6 protein-coding genes are annotated in these 15,297 nt (G+C 76.1%); all 6 read right to left on the bottom strand.

The annotated features are described in order from the left end of the window. Positions 1-3: 3 nt before the first annotated feature. Entirely contained in the window at positions 4-1,086 is a 1,083-nt protein-coding gene (locus FHX73_RS31000) for a class I SAM-dependent methyltransferase (RefSeq protein WP_145909263.1), read from the bottom strand. After that, positions 1,083-2,285, bottom strand: coding sequence for a glycosyltransferase (locus FHX73_RS30995; RefSeq protein ID WP_145909262.1), 1,203 nt, complete (start codon positions 2,283-2,285; stop codon positions 1,083-1,085). The genes FHX73_RS31000 and FHX73_RS30995 overlap by 4 nt, the downstream gene beginning before the upstream one ends. Next, positions 2,282-3,106, bottom strand: a complete 825-nt coding sequence (locus tag FHX73_RS30990; protein ID WP_145909261.1) for an alpha/beta fold hydrolase — start codon at positions 3,104-3,106, stop codon at positions 2,282-2,284. Before FHX73_RS30990 ends, FHX73_RS30995 begins: the two co-directional genes overlap by 4 nt. Positions 3,107-3,108: 2 nt before the next feature. Beyond that, positions 3,109-3,372, bottom strand: a complete 264-nt coding sequence (locus FHX73_RS30985) for an acyl carrier protein (RefSeq protein ID WP_145909776.1) — start codon at positions 3,370-3,372, stop codon at positions 3,109-3,111. Between the two features lie 95 nt (positions 3,373-3,467). After that, positions 3,468-8,033 (bottom strand): type I polyketide synthase, encoded by a 4,566-nt coding sequence (locus FHX73_RS30980; RefSeq protein ID WP_145909260.1) that lies wholly within the window; start codon positions 8,031-8,033, stop codon positions 3,468-3,470. Positions 8,034-8,038: 5 nt separating this feature from the next. Next, positions 8,039-15,136 carry a type I polyketide synthase gene (locus FHX73_RS30975; protein WP_145909259.1) on the bottom strand — a complete coding sequence of 2,366 codons (7,098 nt, stop codon included), beginning with the start codon at positions 15,134-15,136 and terminating at the stop codon, positions 8,039-8,041. Between the last annotated feature and the right edge of the window lie 161 nt (positions 15,137-15,297).

The following is a 15,297-nucleotide window of genomic DNA, read 5'->3' as shown; positions in this document are numbered from 1 at the left end:
AGCTCACCCGTCCTTCCGGGCCAGCAGGCGGTAGGCGTTGGAGAGCCCGGCCGGGCCGGCCGCGCGGGCGAGCAGGCGGTCGGCCAGGGCGGCGAGCAGCAGCGCCGGCGCTCCGGCGAGGAACACCGCGGCGCGCAGGGCCTGGCGCAGGCGGCCGGGTGGGGTGCCCGGGTGCCATGGGGCGTCCTCGCGTGGGGCGAGGGCGTCGAGGAGGAGCCAGCAGGCGGCGAGCAGGTCGATCGGGTCGTGGGCCTCGGCGTGCTGTTCGAGCAGGACGGTGAAGCCGAGTTCGGCGAGGCGGGCGCGCAGGTTGGCAGCCGGGGCCAGGTGGAGGTGCTGGGGTTGGAGCCAGGGCAGCCACCAGCGGCCGAGCAGGCGGGCGTAGCGGCTCTGCGGGTCGGGGACCTCGATCAGCAGCAGGCCGTCCGGGCGCAACACCTGGCGGGCGGCGGCGAGTTCGCGGCGGGGGTCGGTGCTGTGTTCGAGGTAGTGGAACATGCTCACCACGTCGTACTGGCCCTCCAGGCCGGGGAGGTCGGGGAACGCGCCGCGGTGGGCGTGGGCGATCCGGCCGTGCTGGGCGGCCAGTTCGACGCCTGCGCTGAGGTCGAGGCCGTCGAACACGGTCGTGGGGAACAGCTCGCGCGCGGCCTCGCAGAAGTGTCCGTGCCCGGTGCCGACGTCCAGCCAGCGCTCGGGTGCGGCGGCGAACGGGAGTACGGAGCGGGCGCGCCCCAGGTAGGTGCGGCGGCGGGTGCCGAACGCGCCGCCGAGCCGTTGTTCGCCGAGGCCGTCGTAGAAGTCGCGGTAGTAGAAGGCCAGGCCGTCCTCGGTCAGGGCGGGGTTCTGGAAGACGTGGCCGCAGCCGTCGCACCGGTCGAGTGCGAAGTGCCCGGGCTTGTACTGGAACAGGTCGCGGGTGCGCAGCCTGGCGCGTAACTGGTGGGCGCCGCACCAGGGGCAGTCGGTGCGGCGCGGCTGGAAGAACCGGTCGGTGCCGTCGGCGAGTTCGGCCTGGTAGGCGTCGCGCAGCGCGTCGACGACGGCGGTGCGGGGCTGCGGGACTGCGGTGCGCGGCTCGGTCAACGGGACTCCTGCGTGGACGCGGTGGGCGGAGGGTCGGTGGCGGCCAGGGTTTCCAGGTGGTCGGCGGCGCGGGAGGCGCCGCCCGCGGCGCGGAACGAGGCGCCGATCCGGCGGGCGGCGTCACGGTGGGCGGGGTCGTCGAGCACGGCGTCGACCGCCCGGCCGAGGCGGTCGGCGTCGGTGCGGCCGAACCGGATCCGGACTCCGGCGCCGGTTTCGGCCACCTGGTGGGCCACCACCGGTTGGTCGTCGCGGATCGGGGCGACCACCAGCGGCACGCCGTGCCAGAGTGCCTCGCAGACGGTGTTGTGGCCGGCGTGGCAGACCACGGCGGCGGTGCGCGGCAGCAGGCTGAGCTGGGGGACGGCGGGCAGCGCGAGGAGGTCGGGGTTGGGCGGCAGGTCGGACAGTGCGCCTGCCGGGTCCACGATCACCGCCTGCACGCGGTCGGACCGGGCCTGGAGGGCGTTCCTACAGACGGTCAGGAAGGCCGCGCCGGCGTCGGTGTTGGCGGTGCCGAGGGTGACCAGGACGGTGGCGCGGGCCGGGTCGAGCCACTGCCACGGGAACGCCGCGGACGTCGGACGGGCCGCCAGGGACGGGCCGACGAAGCGGACCCGGCCGGTTCCGGCGCCGGTCGGCCTGCCGGCCAGCTCCGCCGTGGTGAACGCGAGCACCAGGGCGGGGGAGAACCGCGGGTCGGTGCCGGTCGTGGGGGTGCCCAACCGTTCGCGCAGCCTGTCGAGTTGCTCGCGGACCCAGGCCGCGACCAGCGGCATGCCGTCGAGCGCCCCGGTGAACTCGGCGGAGGTGGTCGCGGAGGTGGCCCACGGCAGACCGAGCCGCTCCGCGACCAGTGCGCCCGCCACCGCCTGCTGGTCCGCCACCACGACGTCGGGACGGAAGCGGTGGCAGGCCGTCACGACGTCGGGTGCCATCGCCTCGGCGAGCGGGACCAGGAACTCCTGCCAGAGGAACTTCAGCGCGGCCGGCCCGCGCAGCTCCGGCGGGCGGTGGGGGGCCAGGGGCGGGACGGCGCACGGGAACACCTCGGCGTCCTCGCCGGCCAACTGCGTTACCAGCTCGGGCAGTCCGGCCCAGGCGACGGTGTGCCCGCGGGCCGTGAGGGCGGCGGCGACGCCGACGAGCGGGTTCACGTGCCCGACCAGCGGCGGCACGACGAGCAGGAACCGGCTCACCGCAGGCTCCGTTCCAGGGGCTCGCGCAGCCCGGTGACGCCTTGTTCGCGCAGCCAATCCAACGTCAAGGTCCGCACCAGTGACGGAGCTTCGATGAGGACGGAGTGCTCCTGCCCGGCCGCGAACTCGCTGCGGCAGTCGGGCAGCAGGCCGTCCAGCCAGGACGCCTGCTCGGCCAGGTCCGACTCCGTGCCGTACACCGTGAGCACCGGGCAGCGGATCGCGCGCAGCTGCGACTCGCTGGGCAGCCGGCTCGCCGGGATGTCCCGGGCGAGCGAGGTGGCGGCCAGCAGCCGGCCCGCCGTGCGCGCCAACCTGGCGGTGTGCCGGCCGCGTTCGGCGGCGACCCAGGCCAGGGCGGTCTCGTCGGTGAGTTCGGTGCCGGCCCGGCGCAGGATGCCGTCCAGTTTGGCGGACCAGGCGGGCGAGGCGGGCTCGGACTCGATGGCCAGGATGCTCGCGACCCGCTCCGGCCGGTTGACGGCCAGGTCGAACGCGACGGTGCCGCCGAACGAGTTGCCCACCAGGTGCACCGGCCCGGCGATCGCGAGCCGGTCGAGCAGCGCGTCGAGGTCGGCCGTGAACCGCTCCAACTGGTATCCGGTGGAGGGGCGTTCGGAGCGTCCGTGGCCGCGCTGGTCGTACATCACCACGGCCAGGCCGGCGGCGGCGAGCGCGGGGGCCAGGGTGAAGTAGTAGCTGGCGAGACTGTCGGTCAGCAGCCCGTGCACCAGGACGACGGTCGCGCAGGGCGGGCCGCCGTCGCTCGGGGCGAGCCGTTGCACGTGGCAGCGCAGCCCGTCGAGGTCGAGGAAGGCCACGGTCAGCCCCGCTCGTCGTGGTCGTCGGTGGTCAGCTGGGCTACCACGTAGTCGACCAGTCGGCCCACGGTCAGGTCGATGATCTCGTCCAGTTCCATGCCCGCGAGGAACTCGGCGAAGTTGACGCGCTCGCCCCAGCGTTCCTGGAGCTGTCCGGCCAGCGTGACCAGGTCGATGCTCTCCAGTTCGAGGTCCTCGGTGAACCGGGTCGCCATGGTGACCTCGGCGTCCTGCAGGCCGTACTCGTCGAGCACTTCGGCCAGCATGGCGGTGATCTCACCGAGGACCCACTCGGCGGTGTTCTCGCCGAGGACCCGCTCGGTGGTGGGCGGGGTGCGGTCCGTGGTCTGCTCGCTGACGGTCACGTCGTTGTCGTCCTCTCGAAGTCGTGCTGGTGCGTGTGGAGTTGTTCCTCGGGCCGGTCGCCGGTGGTCCAGGCCGCCACGTAGCTGCGCGGCGGCAGGCCCGGCGGGCTGTCGACCACGGCCCAGTGCACGTGGTGGCGCCACGGGCCGCGCGGCCCGGCGGCCTCGACCACCAGGGCGGACCTTTCGGCGGCGACCACGGCGAAGTCGCGGGGACGGCCGCGCAGTCCGGTGCCCGCCGCCTTGGCCGCAGCCTCCTTGGCGGCCCAGAACCGGGTGAACCAGAGGGCCGTGCTGCCACCGTCGCGCTCCTGACACTCCGTCAGCAGTGCTGATTCGGCTGCACCGAGGGCCACCTGCCGGGTCTCGGCGGGCCGGTCCACGACCTCTTCGAGGTCGATGCCGACCCCGACTCCGACTCCGTCCCCGGCCGGCCGGACCAGGGCGGCCGCCGCCTCGGCGCGGTGCGCGAGCGAGACGTCCAGCGGCGGGAGCACGCGGCCGTGCACCCCGGCCACCACCGGCCGTCCGGCCGGATCGTTGCGCACCTCGATCTCGGCCGGGAAGACCGGGCCCTCGCCCTGTTCCCAGAGCCACCGGCGGACGGCGTCCTTCACGGCGATCCGGCCGAGCAGCCAGGCCCGGCGGGTGCGCGGCGGCTGCTGCGCGTACCGCTCCCGTTCGGCCGCGCCGAGGTGGTTGCGCATGATCAGCTCGCGGGAGGCGAGGTCCGGCCAGCGCTCGTGCAGCAGCAGCCAGCCGCCGGGCTGCGGTCGCGCGAGGGTGTGGCGGTCGACGAACCGCTCGACCGGGCGGGTCTCGGGGTGGCTGTCGAAGCGGCGGTCCTGCCAGCCGTGCAGTTCGGCCCAGACCGTGCCGTCGGCGAGCCGCAGCTGTCCCTCGGCTTCGAGCACGCTCTCGGTGAGGGCGGTGATCCGCAGGTGGCAGTGCAGCCGGGTGCCGGGCCGCGGGGCCGGTCCGTGGTAGCGAAGTCGGCGGATGCCGACCGGGAAGACCACGGTCCGCTCGGTGCGGCTGGCCATGATCCAGTACCCGAGCAGCTGCCCGACGTTGTCCAGCAGTGCACCGGGTGCGGCGGGCGCGGTGATCACGCCGCGCACGTGCGCGGCGCCGATGGCGGTGAGCTCGGTCAGGCCCTGGAAGGCCGGGCCGTGGAACATCCACCGGTCCTGGTACAGGCGGGCGGCGGTGAGCTCGGGGGGCTGCTCGGCCGCCGGGTCGACGGGCCAGGGGGCGGGCGGGGCCTCATGACGGTCACTCAGCTCGACGACGCCGTCCGCGTACTGGCCGAACTTGGCGTTCACCAGGTCCGGGTCGATCTGTTGGAGGGCGATCTCGACGTCGAGCGGCTCGGCGGCCGGCACCCACTGGCCGAACCGCAAGTCCCGTGCGCCGACGGCGATCCGGCCCGGCGCGGCTGCCTCGGCGGCGTCCAGCAGATGCTGGGCGATCGTGGTCGCGGGGACGACCGGCCAGCGGTCCGAGGGATCGGGCCAGTCCGGGCGCTGGCGGAAGAAGCAGTGGTCGGCGAGGTAGGGCATGGCGTCGAGCGAGATGTGCAGCCGGGTGACCGGCTCGGCTGCGGGCACACGCCTCTCGAACTGACCAGCCGCACCGATGAGTTCGACGGCGGTGCGTTCGGTCTCGCGAAGCAGGGCGTGGAGCTCGGCGGCCACGGGGGAGTGCTCGCCGAGCCGCCCGAGGGGGTCGGCCTCGGGACGCAGGTGCGCAGCCGGCTCGGGGATCAGCGGCCCGAGCGTCGCCGGGTCCAGCGAGACCAGCGCGCTGCCGAGATCCAGCGGCACGGCCACGTGCTCACGCGCCGCCGGCACCGCCGGTCCTCCGGCCCGGCCCGGCAGCAGCGAGGCGGCGTCCGGTTCGGCGCCCTCGACCCACAACGCCGCCGCCACTCGCCGCAGTTGGGCGAGCCCGTCGCGCTGCGGGGCGTTCGCCGCGACGGCGAGGTGTTCCCGGTCGTGCAGCGTGTCCGCCACCAGCGAGCCCAGCTGCCCGGTGCCCACCTGCACGAACGCCCGGAAGCCGGCCGCGTACATGGCCTCGACCAGCGGGCGGAACCGCACCGGCTCCAGCAGGTGGCGCAGGAAGAGTTCGCGCACCTCGGCCTCGGCGGCCGGGAACGGCGCGGCCGTGGTGCCGGACCAGACCGGCACGGCGGGCGCGTGCAGCTCGAACCGTTCGGCGGCCTGCCGGATCGGCGCCAGGTACGGGCCCAGCATCGGGGTGTGGAACCCGGAGCGGAACGGCAGCACCTGGCCGAGCACCCCGCGCTCGCGGAACCGGCGGACCAGCTCGGCGACCGGCTGCTCCGGTCCGCAGACGATCGCCTGCTGCGGGGCGTTGTCGTGCGAGAGCACGACCTCGGTCATGCCGGGCAGGGTGGCCAGCGCTTCGAGCACCCGCTCCGCGGGCGCGCCGAGCGCGGCGAACGCCAGGCCGGGCACCCGCAGCGCGTCCGGGTCGAAGGCGGCCAGGAACGCGTCGACCGAGGCGCCGGAGTACAGGCCGGCGGTGATCATGGCGGTCCACTCGCCGACGCTGTGGCCGGCCACGGCGTCCGGCCGCAGGCCGATCCGGCGCAGGGCCGCGTCGAGCAGGCGCCCGACGGCGACCACACCGGCGCCGTGCCGGCCGACGTCGCCGACGCGGGGCGGGTCGCCGACCTTGCCGGTGCCGTCGCCGACGGGCGGTCGGGGCAGCCCGAAGTGGTCCGCGACGTCGGCCACCCGGGGCGCGAACTCGCCTTCCAAGCCGGGGAAGAGGAACGCCAGTCGGCCGCCGCCCGGGCCGAGCAGCGGCGCCGGTGCGAACCAGACGTCGCTCCGGCCGCGCCACGCCCGGCCCCGGGCCACGGCGCGCCGGGCCACGGCGAGGCGCTTGGGCGTCGGGTCGACCACCGCGAGGCGGTAGCGCGGGGCGGGGCCGCCGTCCTCGGGCCGGCCCGCGCGGAGCAGGGCCGGGTCGTCGGAGGCGGCGACCAGCGCGGCCAGTTGCTCGGGCGTGTCGGCGGCCAGGCGCAGCACCCGTTCTGGCTCCACCACCTGCGCGGGGCCGGCACCGGTCGGCCGAGCGGCTCGCCCGGCGAGCGGCAGGACGGGCGACGGCGCGCTGCCGGGCGCCTGTTCCAGCACGACGTGCGCATTGATCCCGCCGAAGCCGAAGGCGTTCACCCCGGCGCGCCGGGGACCGCCGCGCACGGTCTCCCAGGGCTCGGCGGCGGCGATCGGCCGGAATCGGGTGTCGGCCAGCGCCGGGTGCGGCTCCTCGCAGTGCAGCGTCGGCAGCAGCACCCCGTGGTGCACGGCCAGCGCGGCCTTGACCAGCCCGGCGATGCCCGCGGCCGGCATGGTGTGGCCGATCATCGACTTGACCGAGCCGAGCACGGCCCGGCGCTCGCCGGTCCGTGCCTGGCCGAACACCTGTGCCAGGGTGGTCAGTTCGGCCGCGTCCCCGGCCGGCGTCGCGGTACCGTGCGCCTCCAGCAGGCCGAGCGCGCCGGGTGCCGCCGGGTCGCACCCGGCGGCCCGCCAGGCCTGCTCCACCGCGCGCCGCTGGCCGCCCGGGTCGGGGCTGGCCAGTGCGGCGGTGCGTCCGTCGCCGGCCACTCCGGTGCCGCGGATCACCGCGTACACCCGGTCCCCGTCCCGCTCGGCGTCGGCGAGCCGCTTGAGCACGACCACGCCGGTGCCCTCGCCGATCAGGATGCCGTCCGCACCGCGGTGGAACGGGCGGATCCGCTCGCTCGGGGAGAGCGCCCCGAGCTGGGCGAAGACGCTCCACAGGGTGACGTCGTGGCAGTGGTGCACCCCGCCCGCGAGCACCGCGTCGCACCGTCCGCTCGCCAGCTCGCCGACGGCCTGGTCCACCGCGACCAGCGAGGAGGCGCAGGCGGCGTCGACGGTGTACGCGGGCCCGCGCAGGTCGAGCCGGTTGGCCAGCCGGGAGGCGGCCAGGTTGGGCACCAGGCCGATCGCCGCCTCCGGCCGGTCCGGTCCGAGCCGCTCGGTGAACGCCGCCCGCACCCGGTCGAGCTGATCAGCCGTCAGATGGGGCAGCACCTCGCCGAGAGTGCGGGTCAACTGGTGGGCCCCGCGCACCCGTTGGTCGAGCCGGGCGAGGCCCGGGGTCAGGTACCCGCCACGGCCGAGCACCACGCCGACCCGGTCCCGGTCCGGCAGTCGGTCCGGGCCGCCGGCGTCCTCGATCGCGGCGGCGGCGGTCTGCAGGGCGATCAGCTGGTCCGGCTCGGTGGCGGTGACGGAGTTCGGCATCAGGCCGAACCGGGTCGGCTGCACCCGGGCGATGCCGTCCACGAAGCCGCCGCGACGGCAGTACAGCCGGTCGGGCGAGCCGTCGGCGGCCGACGGGTCGTAGTACTCCGGGTCCCAACGGCCGGGCGGCACCTCGCCGATCGCGTCGGCGCCGGCGAGCAGGTTGCGCCAGTAGGCGGCCAGGTCCGGGGCGCCCGGCAGCAGCACCGCCATCCCGACGACGGCCACGGGTGGCAGGTGACGGGTCGTCATCCCCGTCACCAGCCCGACGCCGTGTAGACCACGGAGCTCGACTGCGGCTCGCCCCAGGCGAGTTCGCGCAGCAGGGCGAGGGCGCCCGCCTGCGGGTCGATCAGCTTCACCCCGCGGTCGGCGTAGGAGCCGGCGAGCTCGGCGGAGACCATGCCGCCGTGCAAGGCGGACGGTGCCCACGGGCCCCAGTGCACGGTCAGCGCCCGCCGTCCCGTTCGGCGGGCCCACCGGGCGCCGAGCTGCTCCAGGGCGTCGTTGGCCGCCGCGTAGTCGGCCTGGCCGCGGTTGCCGAGAGCCGCCGCGATGCTGCCGAACAGCACGGTGAACCTTGGCCCGACCGGCAGTTCGGCGAGCGCGTCGAGCAGCGCGCGGGCGCCGTCCGCCTTGGTGGCGAAGACTCGCCGGAACGAGGCCGGGTCCTTCTCGGCCAGCACCTTGTCCTCGATCACGCCCGCGGCGAACACCACGCCGTCCAGCCGTCCGTGCTCGGCGTACACCTCCTTGACCGCCTGGCGCAGCGCGACGCCGTCGGCCACGTCCACGGTGCGGTAGCCGGTCGGCGAGCCCAGCGCGTCGAGCTCGGCCAGCGTCGCGGCGACCTCGCGGCCCGCGAGCAGCCGGGAGGCGGCGGCGTCCACCTGCGGCAGCGGCACGCCCTGGCGGGCCAGCGCGGCGCGCAGCGCGGCGCGGTCGCGGGCCGTGGCGGTCGCGGGGTCCTCGGGGCCGTCCGGCAGCGCGGTGCGGCCGAGCAGCTCCAGCCGGCAGCGGCTCGCGGCGGCCAGCGCGGCCGCCACGTGGGCGGTGATGCCGCGAGCGCCGCCGACCAGCAGCACGACGGCCTCCCGGTCCAGGCCCAGCGCGGCGGCCTCGGCCACACCGTCGCCGGCCGGGCCGGCGCCCGTGTTGCCGAGCGCGCCGAGGCCGCGCTCGCGCAGCGCGAGGCCGTGCCGCGCGGTCGCGGTGCGCAGCACCACCGCCTCGTGGTCGTCGGCGAGCAGTTCGGCGACGACGGCCTCCACGGCCTGCGCCTGCTCCTCGGGCCCGGCCGGGCCGTCGGAGCGGTCGAGTTCGAGCAGGCGGGCCGACAGCGCGGGGTACTCGCGGGCGAGGGTGCGGAACAGGCCGCGCAGGCCGTCCGCCCGTCCTCTCTCACCCTGCCCGTCGCGCTCGGCGCGGCTGACCGCGAGGAGCCGGCGCGGTGCGCGGGCCAGCGCCGCCTGGAGCGCGGGCACGGCGCCGGGGAGCACCGGGGCGCCGTCGGCGGCGAGCGGATCGAGCAGCAGGACCGCGTCCGCTTCGCCGTCGGCGGGGGAGAGCTGATGGTCCGCCGGGTGGGCGGCCACCTGGGCGCCGAGCGCGGCGAGGCGGGTGGCCAGCGCGGTGGCGAGGCCGTGGCCGTCGTCGCCGAGGAGGTGGAGGTGCTGTCCGGCGAGGGTGTCGGCGGGCGCGGGGGCCTGGGGGAGCGGGACCTCCTCGAAGCAGAGTCGGACCGGGTCGTGACCCGCCGGCGCTGCGGGGACGTCCTGCGGAGCATCGGCGGTGGCCGGTGTCGGTTGGCCGAACCGTATGGTGAGCCAGTCGGCGATGGCGGTGGCGGTGCGTGCGTGGGCGAGCTGTTCGACCTCGTCGTCGTTCAGCTGCACGGTGTCGTTCTGGTCGGTGAGTCGGCGGACGAGTTGGCCGATGATTTCGGTGCGTTTGATGGAGTCGACGCTGAGGTCGGCTTCGAGGTCGAGGTCGGGTTCGATCATGTCGGCGGGGTAGCCGGTGCGTTCGCCGATGACCTCGATGACGGTGGCCAACAGGTCGCCCGGGTGCGGCTGGGCGGTGGCCGGTGTCGGTTGGCCGAACCGTGCGGTGAGCCAGTCGGCGATGGCGGTGGCGGTGCGTGCGCGGGCGAGTTGTTCGACCTCGTCGTCGTTCAACGACACGGTGTCGCTCTGGTCGGTGAGTCGGCGGACGAGTTGGCCGATGATTTCGGTGCGTTTGATGGAGTCGACGCTGAGGTCGGCTTCGAGGTCGAGGTCGGGTTCGATCATGTCGGCGGGGTAGCCGGTGCGTTCGCCGATCACTTCGATGACGGTGGCCAGCAGATCGCCCGTGCTCCCCGGGCCGGCCGGCTGCGGTGCCACGCGCTCGGGGACGGGCAACTGCGCGGCGGGCTGCGGAAGCTGAGGAACGGTGGCGCGGACCGGCGGCACCGCAGGTCGGGCCTCCCCGAGGTAGGTCAGCAGCACGTCCCGCTGAGCGGCGATCAACTCCCGGCTGGTGCTGAGGAAATCGGCGATCAGCGCCTGCGGGTCCGCGGATCGCGGGTCGTGCGTGGACACCAGGGCCTCCGGTACGGGTCGGGCCGGTGCCAGCGCACCGGGCAAGGTCTCTCCTGCGGCGGTCCGCACCAGCTGGCCGTCCACCGTCCAGCCGGGGCGGCGGGGGGCCGGCGCGCGGCCCGCGGGCACCGCGTCGCGGCCGCGGAACAGCCGGTCGGTGTGCACCGGCACGCCGGCGACGGCGAGTTCGGCGAGCGCGTCGAGGTAGCCGGGCAGGCCGGTGCGCCGCCGCTCCAGCGGCACGGCCCGGTGTGGCCGGTCGCCGAGCACCTCGGACACCAGGCGGGTCAGCACCGAACCGGGCCCGGCCTCCACGAACACCCGGGCACCAGCCAGGTACATCGCCTCGATCTGTGCCGCGAACCGCACCGGCGCGCCGATCTGCGCCGCGAGTTCCGCCCGGATCGCGGCCGGGTCGGTGGGATAGACCCCCGCCGTGCGGTTCGACCAGACCGGGAACTCCGTTGCCCGCAGCGTCCGTTCGGCCAGCGCCGCGCCGAACTGCTCGCCCGCGCCGGCGACCAGCGGACTGTGGAACGCGCAGGCCACCGGCAGCCGCTTCGCCTCGTACCCGGCCTCCCGCAGCAGCTCGGTGGCGGCCGCCACCTGCTCGGTCGGCCCCGAGATCACCGCCTGCCGCGGCGCGTTGTGGTTCGCCACCACCACACCGCCGACCGATTCGGTGCCCGACAGCACCTTCTCGATCTCCTCGGCCCCGGCCCGGACGGCGGCCATCGCGCCGGGGTCCCGCCCCGGGCCGGCACCGTCCCCTACCGCGGCCAGGATCGCCCGGGCCCGCTCCGCGCTGAGCTCCGGCAGGTCCTGCGCCGCCAGCGCCCCCGCCGCGCAGAGCGCGACCAGCTCGCCGTAGCTGTGGCCCGCCGCGAGCTGCGGCCGTACGCCCGCGAGCGCGAGCAGTTCGTGGGCCGCGAGCCCGGTCAGGCCCAGCACCGGCTGGGCGACCCGGGTGTCGGTCAGCGCGGCCCGCTGGGCCGCCCGCGCCTCGGGGGTGAACGCGGCGGGCGGGTGCAGCAGGTCGGCGTACCGCCGCCCGAGCCGCACCTGCCCCTGCAGCGCGGGGAACGCGGTGAACAGCTCGGCGAACATCCCCGGCCGCTGGCTGCCCTGGCCGGGGAAGAGGAAGGCGAGCTCACCGCCGGGCGCGCCGTCCGCCGGGTCCAGGTGCAGCCCGTCCTGCGGCGCGTGCTCCTCGGCCAGCGCCCGGTTCAGCAGCGCGACGAGCTGCGCGAGATCACCCGCCACCACCGCGACCCGCACCGGCCCGTGCCCGGCCGAAGCCCGCCGGGAGGCGGCCAGCGCGAGGTCGCGCAGCCGCCACGGCTGACCCGGCTCCATCGCCAGCCCCAGTAGTTCGCTGACGCCGCGCAGCGCCCGGGCCCGGTCGGCGCCGCGGAACAGGAACAGCTCGGCCGGCCACTCCTGGAGGCCGTGCACCGGCACCGCTCCCTCGTAACCCCGCAGCACCGCGTGGAAGTTGGTGCCGCCGAAGCCGAACGCGCTGACCCCGGCGACCCGTTCGCCCGCCGACGCGGCCCACGGCCGGGCCTCGGTGTGGAAGGCGAACGGGCTCCGGTCCGGCTCCCAGGCGGCGTTCGGCCGCTCCAGGTGCAGGGTCGGCGGCAGCACGCCGGTGTGCAGCGCGAGCGAGGCCTTGATCAGCCCGGCCAGCCCGGCCGCGCACTTGGTGTGCCCGATCTGGGACTTCACCGACCCGAGCGCGCAACTCCCGGGCGCCGCCCCGGCCTCGGTGAACACCTCGGTGAGGGTGGCCAGTTCGGTGCGGTCGCCGACCACGGTGCCGGTCCCGTGCGCCTCCACCAGGCCCACGGCGGCCGGTGCGACGCCGGCGCCCCGGTAGGCCCGTTCGAGCGCGGCCCGCTGGCCCTCGGGCCGGGGTGCGGTCAGCCCGAGCGAGCGGCCGTCGCTCGCGCTGCCGACCCCCTGCACCACCGCGTACACCCGGTCGCCGTCCCGCTCCGCGTCGGCCAGCCGCTTCAGCACCAGGCAGGCGACGCCTTCGCCGAGCGCGATGCCGTCGGCCGCGGCGTCGAACGGGCGGGACCGGCCGGTGGGGGAGAGCGCGTGCACCGAGGCGAACAGCAGGTAGTCGTTGATCCCGTTGTGCAGGTCGGCGCCGCCGCAGAGCATCAGATCGGCCGTGCCGGCGACGAGTTCCTTGCACGCCACGTCGAGCGCGGCCAGCGAGGAGGCGCACGCGGCGTCCACCGTGAAGTTGGCGCCGCCCAGGTCCAGCCGGTTGGCGATCCGCCCCGAGATCACGTTGGCCAGCATGCCGGGGAAGGAGTCCTCGGTGAGCTTGGGCAGCTGCTCGGCGAGCGGGCCCGGCACCCGACCCAGGTAGGCGGGAAGCACCGCCCCCAGCACGCCCGCGTTCGACAGGTCGCTGCCCGCCTCCGCGCCGAACACCACGCCGGCCCGCGAGCGGTCGAAGGCCCGGCCGCCGTCACCCGCGCCGCTGTCGTACCCCGCGTCCAGCAGCGAGCGCCGGGCCGCCTCCAGCGCGAGCAGCTGGACCGGCTCGATGCTGCCGAGCGCGGCCGGCGGGATGCCGTAGGCGAGCGCGTCGAACGGGATCCGGGGCAGGAAGCCGCCCCACTTGGACGGGGTGCGGCCCGGCTCGCCCTCCGGGTCGTAGTAGAGCGCCGGATCCCAGCGCTCCGCCGGAACCTCGGTCACCGCGTCCACACCGTGCAGCACGTTCGCCCAGAACGCGGGCAGGTCGGGGGCCTGCGGGAACATGCCCGCCATGCCGACCACCGCGATCTCCAGCGGTCTGGGCTGCTCGACCGGTGCGGCGGACCCGCCGAGCCGGTCCGTGAGTTCGGCCGCCCGCCGGGCGAGGAAGGCCCCGGCCCCGCCGGTCACCGCGGCGTGCAGCTCGGGGATGGTGGTGGTGGCCGAGCGCAGCACGGCGACCTGGCCGGCCATGAACATCCCCCGGGCCAGCTGCCCCTCCTCGTCGACCGGGGTGAGCTCCCCGGCCACCCGGTCCAGGCCCTTGCTGGCGATCCGCAGCCGCCCGACGTTCAGCCGCTCCAGCTGCTCCCAGACCTCCCGGTCCGGCCGTCCCTCGGACCGCAGCCGTTCGCTGGTCTGCCGGAACTCCTCGGTGAACGGGCTCGGCACGCAGCGCGTCGCGTGCCCGGGTGCCGAGTGCAGCAGTTCGGTGGCGCTCGCCGCCAGCACCTGGCGCTGGAAGCGCGGTTGCACGGCGCCGAGCGCCACCGCCTCCTCGGTGACCAGGTACGCGGTGCCCATCAGCAGGCCGGCCGCGACGCCGCGCCCGGCCAGCGGCGCGGCGAGCGCGGCCACCATCGCCGCCGAGCGCTCGTCGTGCACGCCGCCCGCGAACAGCACCTCGATCGTCGGCGGTTCGCCGCGCTGCTCGTCGAGCAAGTCCGCCAGCACTCCCAACTGCGCCTCCCAGAGCGGGAAGCTGTGCAGCGGCCCGACGTGGCCGCCGCACTCCGAGCCCTCGAAGACGAACCGGCGGGCGCCGTCGGCCAGGAACTGCCGCAGCAGGCCGGGCGAGGGCACGTGCAGGAAGGTGCGGATCCCGGCCTCTTCCAGCACCCGGGCCTGTGCCGGGCGTCCGCCGGCGATCACCGCGTGGCTGGGCCGGGCGGCCAGCACCTCCGCGAGCTGGGCGCTGCGCACCTCCTCGGCGGCGAAGCCCAGCACGCCGACACCCCAGGGCAGTTCGCCGAGCGCGGCGGCGGTGCGGGCGAGCAGGTCACGGGTCTGTGCGCCGTCCGCGAGGGCGAGTGCGACGAACGGCAGCGCGCCCGCCTCGGCCACCGCGGCGGCGAACCGCGGCTGGTCGCTGACCCTGGTCATCGGGCCCTGGGCGAGCGGGAGCCGGGTGCCGAGCGCGGCGGAGAGCGGTGCCCCGGCGCTGCTCGCCGCCTGCCGGACGGCGTCCCGGAGGGTGTCCTGCAGGGCGTGCACGGTCCGTCCGGCGGTTCCCCACCGCTCGGCCAACCTGGCTGCCAGGAAGCCATCCTGACCGATCGTCAGCTCGATTGGCAGGGCGGACCCGCCGCCGCGCCGGAGCACCCGGCGCCCGTCGACCACCGCGGTCTCGGACCCGTCCATCGAGCGCAGCACGGCCGCGACCTGCTCCGGCACGGCCGACTCGGCGAGCAGGGCCAGCTGGCTGTCCAGCACCACCCCGGCCGCGCCGCCGACCACGGCGGCCGCCGCCGTGTGCGGACCGATGCCGCCCGCCGCCCAGACCGGGACCTCGATCCCCGGGCTGGCCAGCAGCAGTTGGAGCAGCACGAAGGTGCTCAGCTCGCCGACCCGTCCGCCGCTCTCGCTGCCGCGCGCGATCAGCCCGTCCGCCCCGGCGTGCACCGCGGCGAGCGCCTGCTCCAGACCGGTCACCTCGACCAGCAGGCGCAGGCCGGTGAACGGGGCCGGGTCCCAGTCGGGCGTGCCCGGTGCGGGAGCGGCGTCCGGCGCCAGCAGCACGGTGTGCGGTCCGGTCCCGTCGGCCCGGCGCAGTTCGCCGGGCGACAGTGCGCAGCCGGGGCCCAGCCGGACCCCGAAGCGGCCGGGGACGCGTTCGCGCAGCCGGTCGAGCTCCTCGCGCGCCCGGCGGTCGCCGGCGCCGAGGTCGAGCACGCCGAGCGCGCCGGCCCGGCAGACGGCCTCGGCCAGCGCGGCATCCGGTTCCTGGTGCGGGGTGACGCCGATGATCAGGTCGTCCGGCGGCGAGTTGGGCCTCATGGGCACTCCGATGGGCAGCATGGCGGATGCGGGGGAACGCGGGACTCCGGCACGGCGCAGCGCCGGGCCGCTCTGCTGGGGGCATGCCGATGCCCGAGCACCGTGAAGGAACCGGGGGCAGGGTTCCCCGGCGCCGTTTCGGTGTTCCGATGTCCGGGCCC

The sequence above is a fragment of the Kitasatospora viridis genome (genome assembly GCF_007829815.1).
Lineage (GTDB): Bacteria > Actinomycetota > Actinomycetes > Streptomycetales > Streptomycetaceae > Kitasatospora > Kitasatospora viridis.
Note: the sequence above shows the minus strand (reverse complement) of the source record. Positions and strands in the feature narration are given on the sequence as shown.

Coding starts and splice junctions, on each gene's coding strand:
- FHX73_RS30985 (WP_145909776.1), bottom strand. CDS start 3,372: ATGCTGGCCGAAGTGCTCGACGAGTACGGCCTGCAGGACGCCGAGGTC.
- FHX73_RS30975 (WP_145909259.1), bottom strand. CDS start 15,136: ATGAGGCCCAACTCGCCGCCGGACGACCTGATCATCGGCGTCACCCCG.
- FHX73_RS30980 (WP_145909260.1), bottom strand. CDS start 8,033: ATGACGACCCGTCACCTGCCACCCGTGGCCGTCGTCGGGATGGCGGTG.